The organism is Bartonella gabonensis, from assembly GCF_903679515.1.
In the GTDB taxonomy this organism is placed as follows: Bacteria; Pseudomonadota; Alphaproteobacteria; order Rhizobiales; family Rhizobiaceae; genus Bartonella; species Bartonella gabonensis.
On sequence record NZ_CAHOYM010000006.1, the window covers coordinates 1 to 23,850 of the forward strand.

The window sequence follows — 23,850 nt, forward strand, 5'->3', positions numbered from 1 at the left end:
CCCGCCACAAAGATGCTTTTCAATCTCACGATATACTTGGCAACTACTGCTTCATATACTTTTTCTCTCTATTTATAAATTACAATATTTCTTGTCTGTGGAGATAAAGTAGGAATAAAAATACGTCGCGACTGACGACGCTGTACGAGCACCCCCTGATAAACACGTTTTTGTGCCTGACAGATTAAGAGTCCACCAAAATAAGGAAAAAGATGGCGTGCAACTGGCTCATAAAAAAATGAAAAAAATCGCGAAACATAACCTGTAGAGGGCATATAATGGACAATTTCTTGTATTGGCCCAGAAACAAAGTTTGTTTTTTCAAACAAACGAATAATCTGTTGCCGAGTATAGGGTTCGCCATAACCAAAAGGCGTAGTCGTATTGCGCGCCCAAAAGCCAGAACGATTAGGAACAATAACAATCAAGTGACCATTAGGGGCTAAAATACGCCATATTTCATTCAACGTTTCAAATGAATTCTCAGTATATTCTAAGGCATGGACCAATAAAATACAATCAACTGATGCATCAGGAAGTGGCAAATCTTCTTCAAAAACAAGCGCTGTAGCAACTTGCTCAACACAAGGCCAAGACGAAGCACCTTGCCTCGCTGGCATAAAAGCAAAACAGTGTTGGGTACGTTCACGCAAAGTAGAAAGATAAGGAAGAGCATACCCCAACCCCATAACCCGTTTATCCACAAGATTGGGCCACCATAAATTCAATTGGTCACACAGCGTCTTTTGTACACGCAACCCAAGTGCAGAAGCATAAAAATCTTTCAGTGTAACGATATCCAACTCAATATACTCTGTAGAAACAAATTTCAAATGTTACAGGTTTTTATATACAAAAACCTATATGGACTTCTGCGCTTTCTCTGCAATAGTAAACATTTTAATATTTCACATTTTAAACTTAAATGATCCCAAAAAGCAGCAGAACAGGATGATGATTGCGTTACAAGCACTTTAATCATTTTCTTTGGAGATGAATTCCATAGAGGTTTCTCATACGCTGTTTCTGATATCAATTAAGAAAAAAGCCAACAATTTGTTAATTAAAATGAAGCAACCTTTCAAGATAGTTTTTTTCTGCTTCTGTAATATGTTCCTTGCCCAAACGTTTGCGAATTTCATCTAAAATTTGCCGCGTACGCATTTGATCACTTTCTTTTGGGAATGCCTCACCTTCTTGTCCTCCATCTGTTTTTGAAGAAAGCGGACGTCCTAACGGATCTTTCGGACCAGAATCAGCGTTTTGAGCATTTCCTGTTTCTTTGAGTGTTTCACGCATTTTTTTCAAAACACTTTGCGCGCCTTGCCGCAAAGATTCTAAAGCATCAGACTGATTTCGTATAGATGCCTGATGATTTCCCTGGTCAAGAGCATCTTCTGCAGAATTCATTTTTTCTTCCGCTTTTTTCAATGCATCATCTGTTTCAAAGCCCTGTTCTGATAATTCTTTTTCTAATGTTGATAATTCAGAGTGCAATTCAGCCTGACGTTTTTTTAAAGATTTTTTTTGTTGTTCTGGTACATTTTCCCCACGTTTTTGTTTCATCTCTAACTGATGTGTTTCATTGAGAATTTCTTGCTGACGACGCATTACATCTCCAAGTTGGTCCATCTTTTCTTTCATATGTGTAGATTGACTTTTTTCTCCCCCATTGTGATTGCCTTTTTGCACTTGCAAATAGTCAAGCGTCTGTTCAATTTCCGCCAAGAGTTGTTCAGCGGCTAAAGAAGAACCCGTTTTAGCCATTTCTTCAATGAGATTCAGCTTTTCTTGTAATGTATCTTCAGAAAGATTAAGACTTTTAGAATTTCTAGAATTTTTAGAAACTTGACTATCTGGTGCTCTTTCAGCCAAAGCCTGAATATACGCATCCATAGCTTGACGCAAATCGGCCATAAGCCGTTCGATTTCTGCCGCTGAAGCACCATATCGCAGAGCATCCCGTAAAGCAGCTTGTGCTTGTTTTAAATTTTTCTGCACGGATTCAAGCTGATTGCCTTCCAGCCCCAAAGCAATCTGCCATAAATAATCCACCACATCGCGCAAATCTTCTTCTGTTTGTGCCAAAGAAAGCCTTGTCCACGCACTTTGTAGAACGAGAAAATGCGTTGCATTTTGAAGCCCCTTTTCTGGACGCACCAGCAAAGCAGAAAGCATATCAAGGACACGCTCTCTCGTAGAAGTATTAAGAGCCAACATACGACGCAATTCACTAACAGCACGTGCAACAGGATTTGAGAAAACACGCTGTGGTAGGATCATCACAAAAGTTTTGCTTCGCCCTTGTTGTCCCGCACCATCTTCTGCCAACAAAGTAATTTTGACTTGCGATCCCGCCCATGGATGCACTGAGACATCATGCACCGTCCGCATTTTACCCTTTCCACCCCGTGGAAGAAGAAGCTTTATTTCCGGTGCCCTATAGAGAGAAAAAGCGTTTTTATTCTGAAAAAGAGGCTCTATTTCAACAAAAGCCTTTGTTACACCATAATCATCATCCAGCATATATCGCAACTCTAACGACCCCGTTAAAATCCGCCCCGGTTTTCCAAGCCAATCAATTGTTGGTTGCTGATCTTTCATCATCTGCAAATGCCATTGCTGTTTTTTACGACGTGATGAGATAAACAAATCCATTGAATTCTCTAAATGGGTTTCAAAATGAATGATTGGATCATTCAAAGCTGTTTGTTCCGTTTTCTTTGAAAACAAAACTTTCTGCCCATCATCTACAGTTTTTGCTTTGACTGTAACACCAGCCCCATTAACAACACGTACAACCACATCACTTCCTTCAGGAATTTCCAGTTGTGTCTTCTCATCTTTTGTTAAATAAATTGGTGCCACACCGGTATAAGAAGGTGGTGTTACCCAAGCATCAATCCGTATAAATTTTTCATCCACAAAAGGACGAAAATCAAAAGCATCAGCTAAACGTCCCCCGTGTGAACCAAAAGAAAAGCTAAAAGCACACACAAAAAGGAGAACACACAAAGATCTCAAAGCCAAAGGATCATAAGCCGCACTATTAAGAGAAATAAATCCAGTTTTTAAATGGTATAATTGCCTTGCCATTCGGCGTTGATGCTCACGCCAAATAACAGCACTAAAATCTTCTTCATTTTCGGAACATACATGATCTGTCTGAATATTCAAAGGCTGGTGTTTAAGATCATTAACGCGTTCAAGACGATGATCCACTTCCCGCATTGTGGGAAAGCGAAAACCAATAAGAAAAAATAAACTTGCCCCAGCACAAACGAGCAAAACCGCAAGTAAGAGCCAATGGAACCAATAGCCTATAACGCCAAAAAGCCCCAACCAACCAAACGAACAAAAGAGACTGAGAACAAGGAAAAATGGTAACAACCGCACCCATACCCGTTCAAATGAAAGGATCCCCCACATCAAAATGCGCACACACCAAAGCTTTATGGCAAAGCTCTTTATGTTTTTATTTTTCATAAACAAGCATTTTTCCCCTTTTACCGTGGTGTATTAAGATCATAAAACCCATATAAGACAATTTCCAGAAAATAAATTGTTTCATCAAAGTTTAGTAAAAATAAGACCAAAAACATTTAAGAATGTTCGATCCAATCAGGGATATGATCACAATCCATCAATTGCGCATAATCAAGACGCGGACGAATGACTGCATAACGCGTATCTTGAACGAGAACTTCAGGGATCAAAAGTCGACTATTATAAGTACTCGCCATCACAGCTCCATAAGCCCCAGCCTGCGTAATTGCTAAAAGATCATCTGGTGCCAAAATCGGCAAGCAACGATCTAATGCTAAATAATCACCAGTCTCACAAACAGAACCAACAATATCGGCCCGAATAAGAGGAGCATCTTTTGCTGCTTGTTTCACAAGGACGACATTCTGCCAAGCATCATAAAGTGTTGGGCGCATCAGATCATTCATTGCCGCATCCACAATAATAAAATTCCGCCCTTGTCCCCTTTTTAAATAGAGAACAGAGGTTAGCAATACACCAGCTTGGCCCACAATGCTCCGCCCCGGTTCCACAACAATATTAATCCCTAAAGGAGCAATATGCTTCTTTACCAACGCGGCATAATCAAAAGGAGAGGGGACAGGATGTTGTTCATGACCATAGGCAATGCCAAGCCCGCCACCAATATCGATATGCGTTATTGCATAACCATCGCTCCACAATTGACGTACACAATCTGCAATAAGAAGAAATGCCTCTTCAAACGGCTTTAAATCACAAATTTGACTACCAATATGCATATCGATACCGCAAACCTGCAATCCAGGTAAAGAGACAGCCTTTTTGTAGGCCTCTCTTGCCAACATCAATGGAATACCAAACTTATTTTCAGATTTTCCTGTTGTGATTTTCTTATGAGTCTTTGCATCAACATCTGGATTAATGCGCAATGAAACACGTGCTGTCTTTGACAGTGCAACAGCGCGTTGCGACAATTGTTCAAGTTCTGGTTCTGATTCAACATTAAAACAATAAATGTTCTGAGAAAGAGCAAAATCTATTTCTCTCACAGTTTTACCAACACCAGAATAAACAATACGATCAGCCGGAATACCAACAGCAAGAGCACGCCGTAATTCACCTTCTGAAACCACATCAGCCCCCGCCCCATTTACCGCTAAAAGCCGTAAAATTGCTTGATTAGAATTGGCTTTAACCGCATAAGCAATCAGACTGGACATCCCTTGAAATGCCTTTTGATAGTCCTTAAAACTTGAAACCAATGCATTGGCCGAATAACAATAAAAAGGTGTCTCCACCTCCTGCGCAAGAGCAACAAGCGAACACCCTTCAGCGTAAAGCATACCTTGATGGTAGGAGAAAAAATCCACGTTATCCTCCTACTTTATCAAACGATCAAGAATAAAAGGCTTATCATCTTCGTTTTTAGTAGCAGATGTCCCATGCATAGGCTTTTCCACACTTGTAAGAGGCGCCTCCAATGATCCTTTACGCCCACACCCAGCAACCCCCAAGCCCCCTAAAAGGACAATCATCAACCCCTTTACTATAATTTTCATCTGTCCTCTTTCATTATCTTGATTTTTTACCTCTAAATACAATCAGTTAAGCTTCCACAAGACGCCTTTTCCAATACGAAATTTGCCTAAGAACCTCTGAAGGTGCTGTTCCCCCAAAACTTTTGCGACTTTCAACAGATTTTTCAACGGTCAAAACATCAAAAAGTCTTGCATTGATATCAGGACAAATTTCTTGGAGCTCTTCCAATGATAAGTCCTGAAGACGACATTGTTTTCTTTCTGCCAATGCCACAGCATGCCCTGTCATGTGATGTGCTTCACGAAAAGGAAGCCCTAATTCGCATACAAGCCAATCAGCAAAATCCGTCGCTGTTGCATATCCTGAATCTGCTGCTTGTTTCATAGCTTTTTTATTCACTTCCAAATCAGCAATCATCCCTGTCATTGCTGCTAATGATAATTCCAAACTCAAAGCTCCATCAAACACATATTCTTTATCTTCTTGCATATCTTTCGAATAAGCAAGCGGCAATCCTTTCATCACCGTTAACAATCCCATAAGCGCACCATTCAATCGACCTGCTTTTGCCCGTACTAACTCTGCTGCATCAGGATTTCTCTTTTGTGGCATAATAGAAGAACCCGTTGAAAAGGCATCTGACAAACGAATAAAACAAAATTGTTCACTTGACCAAAGAATTATTTCTTCTGCTAAACGCGAAAGATGCATTGCACAAAAAGCACCAGCGCTTAAAAATTCCAAGGCAAAATCACGATCAGCGACACTATCAATCGAATTTCGTGTAGGTTCCCGAAAACCTAGCGCTTGTGCTGTCATAAAGCGATCAATCGGGAAACTTGTTCCTGCCAAAGCCGCCGCCCCCAAAGGCGATTCATTCATTCGCTCAATGGCATCACGCATCCGTGATAAATCGCGACCAAACATTTCAACATAAGCCATCATATAATGACCCAATGTTACAGGTTGCGCCAATTGTAAATGCGTAAAGCCTGGCATAAAGGTATTAACATGTTGCTCTGCGCGAACAAGTAATTGTTCTATCAACTCTTTTAAAGCTTGTGCTATTTTTTGCAATGCCTCACGCACCCACAACCGAAAATCAACAGCTACCTGATCATTTCGTGAACGTGCCGTATGCAAACGCCCAGCAACAGGACCAATCAATTCAGAGAGCCGCGCTTCAATATTCATATGAATATCTTCAAGCTTTCGCGAAAAAACGAATGTCCCCCCTTCAATTTCTTGTAAAATAATTTTTAAACCATGAGAAATTTTTTCATAATCAGACTGTAAAATAATCTTTGTTTGCGCTAACATTGCAGCATGAGCAAGTGAACCTTCAATATCTTGCCGATAGAGTTTTTGATCAACATCAATTGAGGCATTAATTTTTTCCATGGCGGCAGTAGGTCCTGCGTTAAACCGTCCTCCCCACATTTGGTTTTTTAACTTCTCATCTGTCATATTCTAAAAACACCCATAAATAAGGATAAAAATTATGATTCCTCAAAATTTTGATAACCAAAAAAAGAAAAACAAAAAAAAGATAATCTTTATCACATCCTTTCTCGCTACCATGATCTTAGCTGGTGTCAGTTTATACGCAACAAAAGGTTCCCATGACAAGAGTGCGGGATTAATTGCCAACTCTCTTTCAAAAGAAAATACCGAAAAAGTACAAAACAAAAAAATGATGACAATCCAAAAAGCCGCAACAGGCTTTTTTGCTCACATGCGATTTATTGATACCCCCTTAGATATGAATACTCTCTCTTTTAAGGATATTCAAGGGAAAGACCACGCACTCGCTGAATTTAATGGAAAACCGATACTCATTAATCTATGGGCGATCTGGTGCGTTCCCTGCCGCACGGAAATGCCCGAACTGGCACAATTAAAACGCGAATTGGGTGGAGAAAATTTCGATGTCATAGCGATTAATATCGATAAAGCCGCTTCTCTTGAAAAAATTCAGAAATTTTTGCAAGATATTCATGCTGATAATTTAGTCTACTATCGCGATGAAACAATGAATATCTTCAACGACATGAGAAAACAAGGACTTGCTTTAGGACTCCCCATCACATTTCTCATTGATAAAAATGGTTATCTCATTGCGTCCTATAACGGGGCAGCGCCATGGGCCAATGATGAAGCCAAAGCACTTATAAAAGCTGTCATGAAAGAAGCACAATAATCTAATAACCACGTCTTTTTAAACGTTGTATAGCAACATCCAATGATGACAAAAAAGCAGAACGATCTTTACCAGAAAAAGGACGTGGTTCTCCAGTGACATGCCCCTGCTCTCGTAAATTTTCCATCAAATTACGCATTGCCAAAGCTTGACCGACAGAGCTTATATCAAAAATACGCCCTGTTGACGAAAGACACCCCCCTTCCGCTTGCACAACCCTTGCTGCTAAAGGGATATCGCTGGTAATAACAATACTCGCTTCATGCACATGTTCTACAATCCAATCTTCAGCCCTATCAAGCCCATCAGAAACAACGATTCTTTCAACGAGCTCTTCATCGGGAAGAGAGAGAGAAAACGGTTTGCCACAACAAACGTCTCTAGCTGATAACGATTCATCACACGATAAACTTCATCTTTTACAGGACAAGCATCCGCATCAACCAATAAAGTAATGGCAGGTTTTATTTGTTTATTTGTCTTTGAGCTTTCACACACGCATTCGTTCTTTCATTCCTCTGAATACTGCAGATGATTGCGATAAAACATGATTGCTGCGTTTATTTCGCCTCCCAAAATAAAAATTGCGCTTAATATGTAAAGAAAAATAATAGCAGCCATAATAGATGCTAACCCCGCATAGGTAGAAATATAATCAAACATCGTTAAATATTGTGCAAAAGCAATGGAAGCTATAAACCACACCGACATTGTTACCACAATTCCTGGTAAAATATCTATAAATTTCCGTCTCTCTGCGGGAAGCCATTTATGAACAATCAAAAGACTGATAAACAAAACAACAATAGCGATTACATAACGCCATAGACGAATAACACTGATATATTCTGTCATGAAAAAAGAATGATTTTTCATAATCTTAATCAGCAAAGGTGCCAAAACCAACAAAAAGCTGATCACCACAAGACCAATAGCTCCAAGAATGACAAAAAACAAACTTTGGAAACGACAAAACAATAAACTACGCTGATCAGTTACACGATAAGCTTTATTTAAAGCCGTACGCAAAGCCTCTATTCCATTAGAGGCAAAATAAGCAGCTCCAATAACAGAAATCGTTAACACATCCCCTCGTTGAATGGTTAAAACGTTGATAATTTCCTGAGATAAAGGCTCGGCAATGATATCTGGTAATAACTGTACCAGCGCTTTAATTTTTTGCGGTGTATAAGTAAAAGCGCCGATAAAACTAGCAAGAGATGTTCCAAAAATAAAAAAAGGAAAAAACGCTAACAATCCTGATAGCGCGACATGACTGGCAAAAGCACTTCCACTATCACGCCAATAATGGCTTATTGCATTAACAAGAATATGATAGCTGTACCAAAAGATATTTCTTAACAAATCTCAATACTCTCTGGTAATACTCTCTCTCATCTATACAAATTTCATAATCATCATCAAAATTTCAAAACAAACTAGTTTAATATAAAGGGCAATAATCCATGTGGTCAAGTCTAACTTTTTAGCATAACAAAACGATGAAGATTAATATAATAAACCATTGACATTATTGGCAACATAAAGGACACATACAAATTTATACAAAGCATCTTAAGCATAAATATATCACACAAAATGATCTAAAAATAATCCTTAAAATCGCATGATATAAAGTTCTCCAACCACTTAAAGGCGCTTTCTTCTAAACTCCATAGCCTCTTATCCTACATCCCATATTCTACAGAACCACAAATGATAATCTCCCACCCATAAAACCTTTTAACCCTCAAGCCTCTCCACGCAAGCAATTGCCACTCTTTTGGATAGAAATATAGACTTCTAGAAAAAACGAAAAAGATTCAATAAAAAACTTTTTTACACGCTCTCTTTAGAAACACTATGGCGTCCAAAATCAGGCACATCTATTTCCTGCCCTGCATCAATAATATTACGACGCACAGCGCGCGTACGGGTAAAAAAGTTAAACAGTGTCTCCCCATCTCCCAAACGAATTGCCTGTTCTAAAAAAGCAAGCCCTTCACTAAAACGACCCAACATTTCTAAAATAGCCTCCTTATTATGCAAACAAATATCGCGCCACATAACAGGATCAGAAGATGCCAAACGCGTAAAATCACGAAAACCTGAAGCAGAATAAGCAATCACTTCCGAATTAGTGACTTTTTCTAGATCACTGGCTGTCCCCACAGTATTATAGGCAATCAAATGCGGCAAATGCGAAACAATAGCCAACACAAGGTCATGATGTTTAGGCTCCATTTTTTCAACACGCGCACCACAAGCTTCCCAAAACGCTGTCAATTGCGCTACAACCGCCGCATCACTATCCGCAAAAGGCGTTAAAATACACCAGCGATTTACAAACAAATCAGCAAAACCAGCATCTGGTCCTGAATACTCTGTTCCAGCAATCGGATGTCCCGGAATAAAATGAACTGTTTTGGGTAATAAAGGTGCCATTTCTGCAATAACCAATTCTTTTGTAGAACCAACATCACTCACAATCGCCCCTAGCTTTAAATGATCATGAATGTTTTTTGCCACCTCTGCACTTGCTCCAACAGGAACAGAAATAATAACGAGATCAGCCCCTTCAACAGCTTCTGCATTATCGGTTGTATACAAATCCCCGAGTTGCAATTCACGGGCTCTTTCCAATGTTTCTTGACGACGCGTTGCAATAGAAATCTGAGCCGCAAGATTTTTCTTTTTAATTACTCTTGCTAAAGAAGAGCCAATCAGACCAATCCCAATAAGGGCTATTCTTTCAAACCGAATATGGAGCATTTCTCACCTTTAAAAACTCTTTGAAAACAGCAATAAAACCAAAACTATCTGCCTCTTTGTTCAAGAGTTATGTACCAAACATTTAAAAAATCACAACCAGCAAGAAAATAAAATAATAAGGTTGCAAACAACAACCAATAATCACTTGGCACAAGCCATCAACAGATCATTTTATCTAGAAAATGCCCCAAAAAATGATAGAGATCCTAACATCAAGCCTTAAAACTTGTCAATTCTTAACCCACAAGCACACCTCATGGCACCAAAGACAAATGCTCTTTCTTCTCTTGCATGGTCAAAACAACCGCTCTTTAATAAAACATCACCGTTTTACTTTAGAAACTTGTTATCTTAAAAAAACAATAAATCTTATACAATATTTTATTTTAAGCAGCCTTCTGGCGTCGCGCAACAATTGTAAGCCCCAGCAAAGCTTGGCGAATAATCGCTTCACTCAAAAGCGGATTTTTACGGCTTTCTAAAACAGCAGTTTGAATTCTTTCCATCGCATAAGAAATCTGTTCTAATTTCCAATATCTTAAAGCTTGTTCAACTGTTTTTTTGCGTTGAAAAAAAATCGGCGGCCGTGCTTGAGAAATCACGATAGAAGGAGATTTTCCTTCAATCTCCACTTGATAACGCAAAAGCTGCAGTTGCTGAAAATGCCTTTGTGCGGTACTCAAAATCAAAAAAAACGCACCACTCAATAGAGCATTTTGACTAAAATGCGCCTCAAAGCTTGATACATCACCCAATAAAAGAGCATCAATCACCTCATCGAAAGAAACAGCACTTACATTACTCACGATAGCTTTCACATCCTCAAGAGTAATCTGTCTATCAGCAGCATAAAAACAAAGCTTCTCTAATTCACTTCGAGAAACAAGCCGATCTGCTCCCAAACTTTCATGCAACCACTTGCGTGCATCCAAATAAATGCTCTTTTTAAAACAACCCACAACCTCATCAATCAGAGCATCCAGAGAACGAGCATCATCAGCAAAACAAGGCAGAGCCATCGCTTTTGCTGCCGTTTCAACAACATTGCGCAACCCTGTTCCTTTTTTCAAATCTCCCGCCTCAATGAGAATAAAACTCTTCTCTGGAGGCTCTTCAATGAGAAGCTTCAAGGCTGTAAGAAAACCTTTTTGATTAGCACCATTAGAGATCCATATCAAACGATCGCCTCCAAAAAGTGATAAAGTGCGCGCTTCATTTTCCAAACGTGCGGGATCTTTATCAATCTCGGCTGCATCCAAGCGAATTGTTGAAAACGGATCATCTACTGCTATCTGTGTCAGTTTAGCAAAGCGTTGTGCAGACTCACAGACAAGCCCCCGATCTGGTCCGTAAACGAGTACAATAGGAAAAGCACGTGAAAGACGCGTTAGAAAATGACCAACTTCATGCGCTTTTTTCTGAGCCAAAATATTAATCCATTAACAATTCATCATCATCAAGAGCTTCCCCACGAACTTTTTGAAACATGCCAATTAAATCATTGACTTTCAAGCCTTGACACTCTTCTTGACAGATATCAAAAATCACTTTTCCGCCATGCAACATCAAAGTGCGATCTCCATGATCAAGAGCTTGGCGCATAGAATGCGTCACCATAATAGTTGTTAATTTTTTCTCTTCAACGATTTTTTCGGTCAACTGCATCACAAAATCAGCCATTCCAGGATCTAAAGCTGAGGTATGTTCATCAAGCAGCAAAACATCCGCTTGCGCCAAAGTTGCCATCACAAGACAAACCGCTTGGCGTTGCCCCCCGACAAACTGTCCATAGGATTATGGATATACGCTTCAAGACCAATGCCTAATTTTGCAATTTCATCTCGAAAAAATTGTCGTTTCTGGTGATTTAAAGCTGAACGCAAACCACGGCGACTCCCGCGAAGAGCAGCAAGAGCCAAATTTTCTTCAATTGTTAAAGAATCGCAGCTTCCCATTGATAAATCTTGAAAAACACAAGCAACCTTTCCCACACGCTCACTGACTGATTGCCTAGAAATATTTTGTCCATTGATGATCACTTTTCCTGTGGTAGGCAGAGTTGCACCTGCTAAAACACTCAGCAAAGTTGATTTACCAGCGCCATTTGAGCCGACAACCGTCACAAAGCTCCCACTATTAATCTTGAGATTAAGATCAATTAAGGCTTGTTTTTCCACAGGTGTTTGCGGTTTAAATGTAACTCCAACATGTGAAAACTCAATCATGTTTTACGCCTCCCCCAACAACGTGGTATAACAAGGACTAAAAAACGAGCAACGCAGTGATCAATTGCAAATCTGTCGATGTATCAATACCAATCCCATTGGCCTCAAAAGCAAATCGCACCGCAACGCGGTAAAGAACAGAACCCTCAACACAGCTCACAATAATCCAAAAGATATTGCGCGTACGAAAAAGAGTTTCTCCAATAATCACCGCTGCTAAACCAAAAACGATTGTACCAGCTCCACCGGTAATATCGGTAGCAATCGCAGTTTGAATATAAAGAGAGCCACCAAAGGCAACACAGGCATTAGAAAGCCCCATACCAAAATAAATCAATGCGGATGTATGAATGCCTTGCGCTGTAGCCATCCGCGGATTAGCTCCCATTGCACGCATCGCAAGATCTATTTCACTTTCCAAAAAGCGCCAAATCAAAAATGCCACAATGAATAGTACAGCAGCAATAAAAAGAGTACGCACAAAGATATCAGACAAGCCAAACATGTTATAAAAGGGTGTTAAAGCCGTATCAGAAAGCGCCAAATTAATATTAGAGCCTCCCATAATCCCCATAATACGAAGATTAACTGTATAAAGTGCTGACATTGTTAAAATAGAAGCCTAAAGATTTAGAATGCCGAAACGCAAATTAAGCAAAGCTGTTACCAAACCTGCCAGCATACCAGCACAAAAAGCACCAGCCATAGCTGTCCACGCATTAAAACCTAAAAGAATCAACACACCGCAAACACAGGAGCCAAGAAGAAATGATCCATCAACTGTTAAATCAGGAAAATCCAAAACGCGAAAAGAGAGATAAACCCCTATAGCCACAAACGCATAAATAAGGCCTAATTCCATAGCGCCAGAAAAAGAAAATATATTCATGTAAAGACAATCCCCATAAAAACTTAACGTACTTTTATTGTATCAACACCCTATCAACAAAAATTATTGAATCACTTTTGTCGCACGGTCAATAACGGCCTGAGGAATAACAATTCCCGCCTTTTTTGCTGCTTTCAGATCAATTCGAATGTCATTATTAACCGCCTGTACCACATCAATATCGCCAAGCTTTTCACCCTTTAGAATACGCACCACCAATTTTCCAGCATCAACCCCAACATCGTAGAAATTCACACCTTGGGTCATAAAAGGCCCTCTCCCAATAGCATTAAAATCGACAGTAAATAGAGGCATATTTGCTTCCTGTGCAACTTTTACTGCTCCCTCTAAAACAGAAAGCACCGTATTATCAGCAGGAATAAAAACAATATCCACCTTACCAATTAAAGCGCGTGTTGCAGCCTGAACATCAGAAGGTTTTGGTGCTGATGAAGAAATAACTTCAATACCAACTTTATTTGCCACCTCCTTTAAAGTCTTCAATGTTGCAACAGAATTGGCTTCAGAAGCATTATAGAGAAAACCAATTTTTTTTTAAATTTGGTTTTACTTCTTGCACAAGTTTAACACTTGCTTCCACATCTATGCGATCAGAAGATCCGGTTACATTTCCACCAGGTTTAGTAAGCGAAGGCACTATTTTGGTTCCAACGGGATCAGAAATCGCAGCAAAAACAATAGGAATTGTTTTTGCTGCCGCAAGCATTGTTTGGGCTGAAGGTGTGGTAATTGCTACAATAACATCGGGTTTATCACCAACAAATTTACGTGCAATTTGTGTTGCTGTAGAAATATTGCCCTGAGCTGATAAAAAGGTAAGTTCGAAATTTTTCCTCTTCTTATACCCATTCTCTGCAAGCGTATCGATAACCCCTTTACGAACAACATCTGCAGCAGGATGTGCCATAATTTGTGTAACTGTAACCTTAATGTGTTTAACGTCATCATCAGCTTTTGCAAAGGACTGCATCATAAAAACAGCTGCAATCATAATGCATAATATAGTGACTCTTTTCAACATTCTACTCCGCCCCTTTTTTGCAATAATTAAAGAGCAGTCAATTTATTGAAGAGTACTATCAAAATCAATCTTTATTTTTATTTTTGAAACATTTACAAAATAAATCAGACTGACATGTTATTTTTTTCTTGCAATTCGCTAAAGCCTACGCCATACAGACAGCATCTGAAGCAGAATATGTTTCGAATCGGTGAGCGGGTGTAGCTCAGGGGTAGAGCACAACCTTGCCAAGGTTGGGGTCGTGGGTTCGAATCCCATCGCCCGCTCCATTTAAATCTTGTGTTGCGTGAGATTTACATTTTTGAATGTCTTTTTTAGCTTATCAGCAGATTTTGTATATTTTGACATCTCATTTTGTACCAATTTATTTTCTTTCAAAGTTTTTTAAGAGGTTCCTCAAAGGGTTTTCAAAGACCTTTCAAAGGATGTTTTAAGATTCGTCATTTTTTGAAGAATCTATTGGATTTTACTCCTCGACCATCGGATAATAATTTTTAGCTCAAGCGAATTTTTTAAAAAATTACTCTTATCTGCCAAGTCCTAAACCGTATAAAGTAATCTTTAAAAGTAAGAGGAGCATTTTCTGTTGCTCCATGACGTTGTTTGGCAATAATACCTTTAGCTTTGCCAAGAGTATTATTCCCAAGAGTATTATTCATTGTCTCGTGCTATCGCGAAGATAATTTTTTAGGTGGATCTTTTGCAGCCTTACAGTTTATAGAGGCTTATGTAAAAGAATTTGGGATTACCTTTGAACTGACGTTTTTATAGCCCCAATATTGAAAGATCAATTTAAAATGATGAGCAATTATAGTGACAACAAATGTTAAACAAAGCAAAAATCGACTTATCGTTAGAGAATAATTTTTTTTTCAAAGGTACGTTTTTTACCAAAATTGTGTTCTCAAATGCAGGTTATTGATTTTTCAAATGGAATATCTTCTCTTAATTCAACATTTGCTTCAGACACATTCAACATTATCTCTGCTAAAAATTTACAAGAAACGATCCCTGTAGACCAAGCAAAATTCATAATCGATTCCTTTAATGCACAGAAACTCCCTTTAGCTTGGTGGGTTGGACCTCATTCGTCTCGTTTTAAAGTTTATGAAGTTCTCTTATCTGTTGGTTTAGAACATGTTGAAACAGAGGTGGGCATGGCAGCTTTAGCGCAAGATATAGACTCACATATTACTTCTCAGCCGGATAACTTCAAAATCAAGGAAGTTGAATCACTTCAAGATTTTAGAGATTACGGAAATGTTATGGCCTCAGTATTCGAACCTTTTGATAAAGAAGCCGTCATATTTTATAAAACAATAGGTCATTGTTATAAAAAAGATCCTAATGTAGATCTGTTCGTTGGTTATATAAATAACAATCCTGTAGCCATATGTTTTTGTATTAAAGCGGATGAAATTGGTGGAGTGTATGATATTGCCACCAATCCAGATTTTCAGAAAAAAGAGATAGGGACATTCATGACAAAAATTGCTATTGAGCATTTAAAAAGAAAGAAATGTCATGTGATTGGTATGCAAACATCATACGAGGGTATTGGCATTTATAAAAAATTGGGTTTTATAAACTTTGGTGAATTCAAAGTTTATTCCAATAAACACATGATCATTTAGCGGTGGATTCTCTTTTTACTCATCAATTAAGATAATTTATTATTTTCAACAAAACCCAAATATAGCCAACCAATCGATACAGTCAGAGAAATTTAGCCAATCTCCTTTAATACTGATCGTGGAAAGCGCGAAAGCAAATACTGAAAATCACAATTTCGTCATAGTTTATTCAATGGTTGCTCCATTCGTCAATTGATAGAAAAAATCTCTGCTTAAAAAAATAACCAACGGAGATTTAAAGATTATTTAAGGCTGCTTTATGCGTATTGTTTCTTTTTTTTAAATCACAGTTGATGATGAGATAACACTTCACGCGAATTGTATTAATATTTAGAAGAAATTGACTAAAAGTTTTTTTGGATTTCCAACACATCATCTGAAAAACAAGAGTAATTTTCTTTATACTTGTTGTGTAAACAGCGCAGACATCGTTTGATCATTCTCCTCACTTAAACAAAAGCTTATCTAGAAGAATCTTCAAAAAAAAATAAATCAATAATTTGATTTACAAAGATAATTTATCATTATTAATATTGAGCAAGCATCCAAAATATCATAGGATTATCTCATTTCAAATCTCTATCTATTAATCACTCCCAATCATCTGCTTGCGCATCACAAGCGGAATTGATGTATCGATAAAATTCACTTGAAGAAAAGGAATAAAAATTTTTCTTATAGACGCTCTGAAATATCAAGAATTATCGTAACATTGGGGGCTAAAAATAGTATAGGAGCACTCCTTTCACCTTCAAAGCGTAAAAATAGAAAGCATAATAGCTTTTACATTTCATAGAGGCCTTAGACCATTCACGAACGTTATAATGAAATGGATGTGACAAACTTGAGAGAAGCCTCTTTAAAGCAAACTATTTTACATGAAGAACATAACTTCAATCCAGATAAGGTAAAATAAGGTGTTAGAACGATCATAACGCATAATAAAATCAGACCAGTTTAAATCTTTAATGGTAACATCCGCTAAACGAATTTCTCTCTAATTCTTCTTAAATATAAAACAACTGGTAAGCTACAATGCGCTAAAACTTATCAGTCATAAGTCCCAAACAGCCGATAATGACGAAATAAATTCATAGAGTGAAGATTTTTCACAATCAATTGTTGTATCAATCTTTCCATAATGCATAAAAATGATGAAGCGGTCCTCGCCCTTTCCCTACTTTTAAAGCATGTGAAGCAGATAAAGCGCCATGTATATAATCTTTTGCTTGTTTAACAGCGCGGTCCAAAGGTTGTGTAGGTAAAAGAGCTGCAATGGCGGCAGAAATGGTACACCCTGTCCCATGATCATGAGTGATTGAAAGACGAGAAGCTTCAAGCATAACAAGATTTTCACCATCACAATAAAGATCTGGACTAGAACAATCATAACTTTCTGTACTATTTCTGGTAAGCGCGCTCAAATGTCCCCCTTTTAACAAAACTGCATGACACCCTAGCGTCAAGAATCTTGGAACATATTGATACATAGTCTCTAAAGACCATTGTACTTCACATCCCAATAACAGGGCAGCTTCCGGCAAATTTGGTGTGATCAAAGTTGACATCGGTACAAGAACATCACGCATAATTTCAATGGTGTCAGGCTGTAAAAGCACATCTCCACTTTTTGCCACCATAACGGGATCAAAAACAATAAAACGCGCTTTATGATAAGCAAGACGTTCTGCAATAGCCTGCGCAATCTGAGCATTTGCAACCATACCAATCTTAACGGCATCAACATGGATATCCTCAAAAACAGAATCAATTTGATCTGCAACAAAAGAAGCATCCAACGCCTGAAAAGAACGCACCCCCTGAGTATTTTGTGCAACAACAGCTGTAACGACACTCATACCATAAGTTTTCATAGCAGAAAAAACCTTCAAATCCGCCTGCATTCCAGCACCACCAGAAGGATCTGTTCCCGCAATAGATAAAATCCGTGGAATAAAAAGTTTATCTTTTTGTAATTCCATCAATCTCTTTCCTTCTGTTTTTAAATATCAGAAAATGAGTTACCGAAAAAATAGATGTTTGAAAAAACATAAAGAGAGATGTTTTCTCAGGTAAATTACGTTATATATACGCTCTTTTTGTAGATATAAAATGGAAAATATAGTGCTTATCCTTCGTTCTATTCTTTTTACGTTCGCTTTTTATACAATAACTTTCATACAAATGATTCTTTATGCCCCCGTTTATTTTCTCATGCCCCGCAAAAAAGCGTGGATTGTACCAAAAACATGGGCACGCGTTACGCTTTTTTTGCAAAAATACATAGCAGGTACAAACTATGAAATTGAAGGATTAGAAAATCTCCCCAAAGGAGCCTATATCATTGCTCCAAAACATCAATCTGCATGGGAAACCTTTAGTCTCGTCCCTTACCTTGATGACCCTACTCTCATTCTAAAACGTGAATTGACATGGATTCCATTGTTTGGATGGTATATGGCAAAAACACAAATTATCCCCATTAACCGCACAACACCCATCAAAGCCTTAAAAACAGTTATCCAAAAAGCAAAAGAGAAAGTAAAACAAGGACGCCAAATCCTCATTTTTCCCGAAGGAACACGTCGGCAACCCGGTCAAGAACCAGATTATAAGTCAGGAATTGCCGCACTTTATAATGAATTAGGGCTTCAAGTTGTCCCTATTGCGCACAATGCGGGTTTATATTGGCCACGAGGTAACTTTCGCCGCTATCCTGGAACAATTCGTGTTCGTATTCTGCCTCCAATAGAAGCTGGTTTAAGCAAACGTGACTTTCTAGATCAACTTATCAAAAAAACTGAAGAAGCATGTGATGAACTGCTTCTCTTAGCAGCTCAAGATCCTACTCCTCCTCCTATGCCACCATCCGCTGTTCAGAAGCTTCAAAAACTGAAGCATCATGAAGCACAACCTTAATTGATAAACAACATCACTTTCTATGTTAAATGAAACATATGAAACAAAAATACTAAGGGAGATATTTCAAACTTTCTCGTTCGAAATTATAAAATACATACACATTATAAAACACGATGAATGTATGAATTTTTTGAGAAAGAATCCTTCCTTTCATTTAAATAACATACAGCCTATTGGTTTATAATGACAAATTATGTAGACGATGAACAATAATATCCAATATAGTAAAATTATCTTTTCTTCTTATAGTGAAATAATTATCTGCCGTTACAACTAAAATTAATAATATTTAGGCAAGAACTATCGAAACAAAAAATTAAAGCACCTCTTTATAGACCATTTCAATTTAAGGGTTATCTTAAAAAGACATCTCTTAAGGCCCCCAACCCATTTTACAACGATGACGATACATGATATAATAATAAATCTTTTGAACAGCCTCATTTTTATGCTTGTAAAGAAGCAAACCGGATACACCATCACTCACCTTTTCAGTCTCCAAGTGCAATAGCTCTTGGCACTTGAGACGATTCATAATAGGTTTTATTGTACAGTTTTTATCCACACAGGCTTTCTCGCTTTTAATGTGCAAGCAGATAGTTTTGATTGATTCAATCAGAACAAATTTGGGAGGAAAAATCTGACGATCTTCGAGGGACTCATTAAAAATGCAAAACAATGAATTATTATAATAAATCAACATTTAGCTAATAAAACAGCAGGCAGAATGTATGGTTATACTAGCTTTTTGTTTCCTGAAAAATATCCATCCCCTCAAGAACCTGAAATCTTGTACTATCTTCATTATTTAAAAAGTATTTTTTGAGACACTTAAGCCATCAAACCAAATTCAAGGGGAAAATAAAGATGAGTATTGGTTTTTATTCCTGAGACATAACTCAATACAGCAATTAACCATCTGTCCTCTCTATTCTGGACTTGAAAGCTTTGTGTGCTACATTAAAACAATTCTAAATAATGAATAAGAAGGAGCTGAATTTAAATTAATGCGACGTCTCTTCTATAATTTATTTTTTTCTTTCATTTTGAGTTTGTCAAGCACTTTTGCTTTAGCACAGCCTTTTATTTCTGTTGATGTTACAACAGGACATATCTTAAAACATAATCAAGCTTTTGAGCGTTGGTATCCAGCTTCCTTAACAAAATTAATGACCGCTTATGTTATTTTTCGCGCTATGAGCCGAGGGGAAATTTCAGCCAACAAACCTATCACCATCAGCGAATATGCCGCAAAAGCTCCCGCCTATCGTTCAGGCTATAAAGCTGGTTCTGTTCTCACACTTGATACAGCCTTAAGTATCACCATGGTTAAATCTACCAATGATTTGGCCATTGCCATGAGTGAAGCCGTTGCTGGTTCACAGAAAGCTTTTGTAAGAAAAATGAATAGCGAAGCTAGACGTTTAGGCATGTTTGGCACCCATTTTGCCAATGCAAGTGGTTTACCAGATCCTCAAAACTATTCCACCGCACGTGATATTGCTCTTTTAGCCGTCCAAATACGTCGGGAATTTCCACAATATGCTCATTATTTTTCTATTCCAGCCATTGATTTTGGTAATAACCGAAAAATCCAGCATAACTCAAACAACCTCATTGGTCGTTTCTATGGAATAGACGGTATGAAAACAGGCTTTATTTGCGACTCTGGTTTTAATCTTGTTGCCTCAGCCACCCGCAATAAACGTACAATTATTGCTGTCATTTTAGGCGCTAACAACATAAGTGAAAGGGAAAAAAAAGCGGCGCAACTTCTTGAAATAGGATTTTTGCATCAAGGAAGCCCCCAACTTACAATAGCGACATTAAAACCTTATGGGAGTAACATAACACAAGCCAATAATATGAGACAACAAACATGCACGCCTGAAGCCATAAAAATGCATGCCAATTCATATGATGATCAAGGAAATATTATTCTCACCTCACCTTTTATCACTGCTTCACCTTCTTTTTCTCATCCTTTAGCAGTACATCTCATTCATACGCCACAGACGCCTAAAATCACAGTAAAACCACTCAGAAAGCCCCATAGTCCATATAAAAAACGCGCAAACTATTCTATAAAAAAGCCGTAAGACATAATCTATGATTAATTATAATGCACCTTATGTCAGACCCACCAACATCGTAAGATTGACTTATTTCAAATCCATATCTGTTGAATCAATTAAAACCCGTCTCTTACAGGTCACAAAGTGTGATGAGCATAGATAAAATAATCAAAGCAAAGAATTAAAACTCTTCCTATAAAACCTCTCACGTACCAAGAATTATCATAACATTGGCACTGAAAAAGTGTATAATTGTACCCGCACTTACCTTTATAAGCATAAAAATGGTGATAAAATGAATTTCACTAGGCAATTTTCCATCACATATCCCTCACGGTCCCTATTATGAATGGGGTTGAATATCGTAAGATATGTTTCTTTAAAACAAAACCATGGTTGCTGATCAAAATGAAAATAAAGAGCATTCCTCTCACGCTTATTACTGGTTTTTTTAGGCTCTGGCAAAACAACTTTACTCAACCGTATGCTACAAGATCCACTCTTAACCGAATGTGCTGTTATCATCAATGAATTCGGCGAAATCAGTATTGACCACCTTCTAGTTGAAAAGGCAACAGAAGGAATTATTGAGCTTGCCAATGGTTGCTTATGCTGCAATTTACGCAGTGATCTCATTGATACATTAATTGAGTTAATCAATCGCGTCCAGACAGGACAGATCAAACAACTCAATCACATTATCATTGAAACAACAGAGATGGCTTATCCTACCACTATTTTACAAATACTTTTAAGCCACCCACTGTTTATTCAAACACTGTCGATAAATGCTGTGCTTGCAACATTTGATACATTAAGCACACTTTCCATATGTGAGCGCTATCCTGAAATATATAAACAATTAATCTTTGCTGATAAAATCATTCTCACCAAAACAGATCTTACAGGCTCACAACCCCTTTCAAATACGCTCCTTAACGCACTCAAAAAAATAAACCCTACAGCACAGATCATTGATGCCCATTCTGAAGAACTCTGCGCAAATCTATTAATAAATCACACATTATGGAATGAAAAAGGAGAAAATACACACCTTAAGCAAAATCTTACGACGTCTCCACACGATCATTCCCCCATAAAACCATTCGTACCTTTTCACTAGACTGTGAAGATCTTGTTGATTATGCCACAATTGAAGCTTTTTTAGATCTCCTACAAGACCGTTATGGTACAAAATTACTCCGTATTAAAGCAATTATCGCATTACGTGATGATCCTTATCGCCCACTTGTATTACATGGTGTACAAACATTTTTCCATCCCCCCATAAGACTACCAGCATGGCCAAAAGGAATAACACAAACACGTTTTGTCATCATTGCCGATGGTGTTGAAAAAGAAGCAATACAAAAACTTCTCAATGCTTTTTTTAATAAACCAGCAATAGATACTGCAGACAAAACAGCTCTCTTGGAAAACCCTCTAATCATTCCAGGCATAAAGTTTTAATTCTCCCCTTCAAAGATATAACGTTAAATCAATTGAGGCATACCCTCTTTATGCTTTTAAAGACGCAAAACAGCTCACCATAGATTTTACCAGCCCCCAATGTATGTGGCTGCTCTTAGCGCTTGAGATGATTCATGAGAGGCATTTTAATTCTTTAATCTTTTTTATCGACACGGCTTTCTCCGCTTGTAACGTGCAAGCGAATGATTTTGGAACAACAATATATTATCATTATAAATCAACTTGTTATGATAAAAAATTTTAAGACTTACCAATCTATAATCAAGCTGTTTTCTCTCGAAATACACTTTATGTGATTCATTTCACAACCCCATTGGACAAATTCTTGGTTCTAAATATTCCGCTCAACGCTATATTTCTTCTAGCTGACTGAAATAAAATCCTCTTAAGTTTTTAAAATCAGACAGAGGCAATATCCTATTTTAGATGTATGTATATCTCTTATAGGCCACACGATAAGACAATATTTTAAAGTATGAAATAATAAAACTCTTTGAACGTAAAAAAAGAGGCGCATTTTATAATAACCTACTCTCCACTAAAAACCAAGATTGCCACCCATATCGGTCTGCAAACACCTCAATTTCTCTGAGCTAGTTTTTTTGGTCTTCCCAACTTTATCTAATTTACTGACATAAAACTCTATGAAAAAACTCAGCGCTTTAAAGTATGAATACCCCCTTAAATACCTCATGCGTAAAAATTTTTCGCATGTCCTGTATTGCCATCATAAACGATAGTATTTTACGGTGCAGCAGAATAAAGTAACACTTACTTCATTAAGGAAACTGAAGTTTTATCAAGATCGCGATTAAAAACGTAACGTTTTCCATAAACTTCAACAATCGGAGGCTGACGATTTTCTTCAAAAAAATCATAACCTTTCTTAAGCATAACCCAGAACTGATAATGAGGATCATTGCTATGACGCAACATATTATCTTGTGTCATGCGAAAAGGAAAAGCCTGCAACTGAAATGCTCTTTGTCCCCCCTTAAAAGCATCCCGTGCAAACGCATAAATCTGAGCCATATTTTTATCACTCATAGAATAGCAACCAGCGGAAAAGCAGGATCCATGCACCATAAGATTGCTTCCTGTACGACCATTTTCCTGATCATAAAGGTTAGGAAACCCTATATTAAAAGAAAGATAATATTTTGAATAAGGATTCATTTGGTATGCAGTAATCGTATAAAAACCTTCTGGTGTCTGAAGATCCCCTTCTTTATATTTAGGCCCAAGCTTACCAGACCATTTACAAATACTATAGCGAGCAACCAAGATAAAAGGACCTGAACGAGATTGCTTCCAAATTTCAGCAAGATTTTCTTCCTTGAAAAAGCGCATCACAATTGGTGCATAGGGATCAATATCGTACAAAGCCATTCTATTCTGGATTTCTTGTGGGAGGGGCTGCTCAACTTTAGCACGAATAGCAGCCGGTAATCTTCCTTCACAGGCCGTCAATATTCCCATTACAAACAATACACATACAGCGAGGAATCTGTTAATTTTCATCGAATAAAACTCCAATCCAACACCCCTCATCAA

General features: G+C 37.9%; 15 protein-coding genes, 1 tRNA gene and 5 pseudogenes. 6 read left to right on the forward strand and 15 right to left on the reverse strand.

Annotation, left to right across the window (positions count from 1 at the left end; translation table 11 throughout):
* Positions 1–68: 68 nt before the first annotated feature.
* The 5 genes from HWX04_RS02310 to argH form a co-directional block, all read right to left on the reverse strand.
* On the reverse strand, positions 69–833 hold the full coding sequence (locus tag HWX04_RS02310; protein WP_175868625.1) for a class I SAM-dependent methyltransferase: 765 nt from the start codon (positions 831–833) through the stop codon (positions 69–71).
* A 226-nt stretch (positions 834–1,059) separates the two neighbouring features.
* Positions 1,060–3,486, reverse strand: a complete 2,427-nt coding sequence (locus HWX04_RS02315; RefSeq protein WP_175868626.1) for a TIGR02302 family protein — start codon at positions 3,484–3,486, stop codon at positions 1,060–1,062.
* 116 nt (positions 3,487–3,602) lie between these two features.
* Positions 3,603–4,877 carry a diaminopimelate decarboxylase gene (gene lysA, locus HWX04_RS02320; RefSeq protein WP_175868627.1) on the reverse strand — a complete coding sequence of 425 codons (1,275 nt, stop codon included), beginning with the start codon at positions 4,875–4,877 and terminating at the stop codon, positions 3,603–3,605.
* Positions 4,878–4,886: 9 nt separating this feature from the next.
* A complete protein-coding gene (locus HWX04_RS02325) occupies positions 4,887–5,066 on the reverse strand; it encodes an LptM family lipoprotein (RefSeq protein ID WP_175868628.1) in 180 nt (59 codons plus the stop codon).
* Between the two features lie 46 nt (positions 5,067–5,112).
* A complete protein-coding gene (gene argH / locus HWX04_RS02330) occupies positions 5,113–6,513 on the reverse strand; it encodes an argininosuccinate lyase (RefSeq protein WP_175868629.1) in 1,401 nt (466 codons plus the stop codon).
* 34 nt (positions 6,514–6,547) lie between these two features.
* Here argH and HWX04_RS02335 point away from each other — a divergent pair, with 34 nt between their 5' ends.
* Positions 6,548–7,246: a TlpA family protein disulfide reductase gene (locus tag HWX04_RS02335; RefSeq protein WP_175868630.1), complete on the forward strand. Its 699-nt coding sequence runs from the start codon at positions 6,548–6,550 to the stop codon at positions 7,244–7,246.
* A 1-nt stretch (position 7,247) separates the two neighbouring features.
* Here HWX04_RS02335 and HWX04_RS02340 read toward each other — a convergent pair.
* The 7 genes and pseudogenes from HWX04_RS02340 to HWX04_RS02370 form a co-directional block, all read right to left on the reverse strand.
* Positions 7,248–7,744 (reverse strand): annotated as a pseudogene (locus HWX04_RS02340) (YaiI/YqxD family protein).
* A gap of 12 nt (positions 7,745–7,756) precedes the next feature.
* The gene (locus HWX04_RS02345) at positions 7,757–8,611 is read right to left on the reverse strand and encodes a YihY/virulence factor BrkB family protein (RefSeq protein WP_175868631.1); all 855 of its coding nucleotides are present in this window, start codon (positions 8,609–8,611) and stop codon (positions 7,757–7,759) included.
* Positions 8,612–9,085: 474 nt separating this feature from the next.
* Positions 9,086–10,018: a prephenate/arogenate dehydrogenase family protein gene (locus tag HWX04_RS02350; protein WP_175868632.1), complete on the reverse strand. Its 933-nt coding sequence runs from the start codon at positions 10,016–10,018 to the stop codon at positions 9,086–9,088.
* A 386-nt stretch (positions 10,019–10,404) separates the two neighbouring features.
* Entirely contained in the window at positions 10,405–11,445 is a 1,041-nt protein-coding gene (gene holA / locus HWX04_RS02355) for a DNA polymerase III subunit delta (protein ID WP_175868633.1), read from the reverse strand.
* A gap of 4 nt (positions 11,446–11,449) precedes the next feature.
* Positions 11,450–12,243 (reverse strand): annotated as a pseudogene (locus HWX04_RS02360) (ABC transporter ATP-binding protein).
* Positions 12,240–13,132, reverse strand: a pseudogene (locus HWX04_RS02365) (ABC transporter permease). Before HWX04_RS02365 ends, HWX04_RS02360 begins: the two co-directional pseudogenes overlap by 4 nt.
* A gap of 63 nt (positions 13,133–13,195) precedes the next feature.
* Positions 13,196–14,174: pseudogene (locus HWX04_RS02370) on the reverse strand (ABC transporter substrate-binding protein).
* A 194-nt stretch (positions 14,175–14,368) separates the two neighbouring features.
* On the opposite strand from HWX04_RS02370, the gene HWX04_RS02375 reads away from it, so the two are divergent.
* Positions 14,369–14,443 (forward strand) — tRNA-Gly (locus HWX04_RS02375).
* A gap of 243 nt (positions 14,444–14,686) precedes the next feature.
* On the opposite strand, the gene HWX04_RS02380 is transcribed toward HWX04_RS02375, so the two are convergent.
* Complete coding sequence (locus HWX04_RS02380; RefSeq protein WP_175868634.1) at positions 14,687–14,833, reverse strand: hypothetical protein; 147 nt, start codon at positions 14,831–14,833, stop codon at positions 14,687–14,689.
* A gap of 249 nt (positions 14,834–15,082) precedes the next feature.
* On the opposite strand from HWX04_RS02380, the gene HWX04_RS08455 reads away from it, so the two are divergent.
* On the forward strand, positions 15,083–15,808 hold the full coding sequence (locus HWX04_RS08455; RefSeq protein WP_246257349.1) for a GNAT family N-acetyltransferase: 726 nt from the start codon (positions 15,083–15,085) through the stop codon (positions 15,806–15,808).
* 1,127 nt (positions 15,809–16,935) lie between these two features.
* Here HWX04_RS08455 and thiD read toward each other — a convergent pair.
* Positions 16,936–17,790 (reverse strand): bifunctional hydroxymethylpyrimidine kinase/phosphomethylpyrimidine kinase, encoded by an 855-nt coding sequence (thiD, locus tag HWX04_RS02390; RefSeq protein WP_175868635.1) that lies wholly within the window; start codon positions 17,788–17,790, stop codon positions 16,936–16,938.
* A gap of 130 nt (positions 17,791–17,920) precedes the next feature.
* Here thiD and HWX04_RS02395 point away from each other — a divergent pair, with 130 nt between their 5' ends.
* The 3 genes and pseudogenes from HWX04_RS02395 (at position 17,921) to HWX04_RS02405 (ending at position 22,275) form a co-directional block, all read left to right on the forward strand.
* On the forward strand, positions 17,921–18,727 hold the full coding sequence (locus HWX04_RS02395) for a lysophospholipid acyltransferase family protein (protein ID WP_175868636.1): 807 nt from the start codon (positions 17,921–17,923) through the stop codon (positions 18,725–18,727).
* A gap of 1,010 nt (positions 18,728–19,737) precedes the next feature.
* Positions 19,738–20,829 (forward strand): D-alanyl-D-alanine carboxypeptidase family protein, encoded by a 1,092-nt coding sequence (locus HWX04_RS02400; protein ID WP_175868637.1) that lies wholly within the window; start codon positions 19,738–19,740, stop codon positions 20,827–20,829.
* A 384-nt stretch (positions 20,830–21,213) separates the two neighbouring features.
* A pseudogene (locus HWX04_RS02405) lies at positions 21,214–22,275 on the forward strand (CobW family GTP-binding protein).
* A gap of 792 nt (positions 22,276–23,067) precedes the next feature.
* Here HWX04_RS02405 and HWX04_RS02410 read toward each other — a convergent pair.
* On the reverse strand, positions 23,068–23,817 hold the full coding sequence (locus HWX04_RS02410; protein ID WP_175868638.1) for a L,D-transpeptidase family protein: 750 nt from the start codon (positions 23,815–23,817) through the stop codon (positions 23,068–23,070).
* Positions 23,818–23,850: the final 33 nt, after the last annotated feature.

Bases quoted from the DNA above. Each gene is read 5' to 3' on its own strand.
- HWX04_RS02315 (WP_175868626.1), bottom strand. From the start codon at position 3,486: ATGAAAAATAAAAACATAAAGAGCTTTGCCATAAAGCTTTGGTGTGTG.
- HWX04_RS02325 (WP_175868628.1), bottom strand. From the start codon at position 5,066: ATGAAAATTATAGTAAAGGGGTTGATGATTGTCCTTTTAGGGGGCTTG.
- argH (WP_175868629.1), bottom strand. From the start codon at position 6,513: ATGACAGATGAGAAGTTAAAAAACCAAATGTGGGGAGGACGGTTTAAC.
- HWX04_RS02335 (WP_175868630.1), top strand. From the start codon at position 6,548: ATGATTCCTCAAAATTTTGATAACCAAAAAAAGAAAAACAAAAAAAAG.
- HWX04_RS02350 (WP_175868632.1), bottom strand. From the start codon at position 10,018: ATGCTCCATATTCGGTTTGAAAGAATAGCCCTTATTGGGATTGGTCTG.
- HWX04_RS02380 (WP_175868634.1), bottom strand. From the start codon at position 14,833: ATGAATAATACTCTTGGGAATAATACTCTTGGCAAAGCTAAAGGTATT.
- HWX04_RS08455 (WP_246257349.1), top strand. From the start codon at position 15,083: ATGCAGGTTATTGATTTTTCAAATGGAATATCTTCTCTTAATTCAACA.
- thiD (WP_175868635.1), bottom strand. From the start codon at position 17,790: ATGGAATTACAAAAAGATAAACTTTTTATTCCACGGATTTTATCTATT.
- HWX04_RS02395 (WP_175868636.1), top strand. From the start codon at position 17,921: ATGGAAAATATAGTGCTTATCCTTCGTTCTATTCTTTTTACGTTCGCT.
- HWX04_RS02400 (WP_175868637.1), top strand. From the start codon at position 19,738: ATGCGACGTCTCTTCTATAATTTATTTTTTTCTTTCATTTTGAGTTTG.
- HWX04_RS02410 (WP_175868638.1), bottom strand. From the start codon at position 23,817: ATGAAAATTAACAGATTCCTCGCTGTATGTGTATTGTTTGTAATGGGA.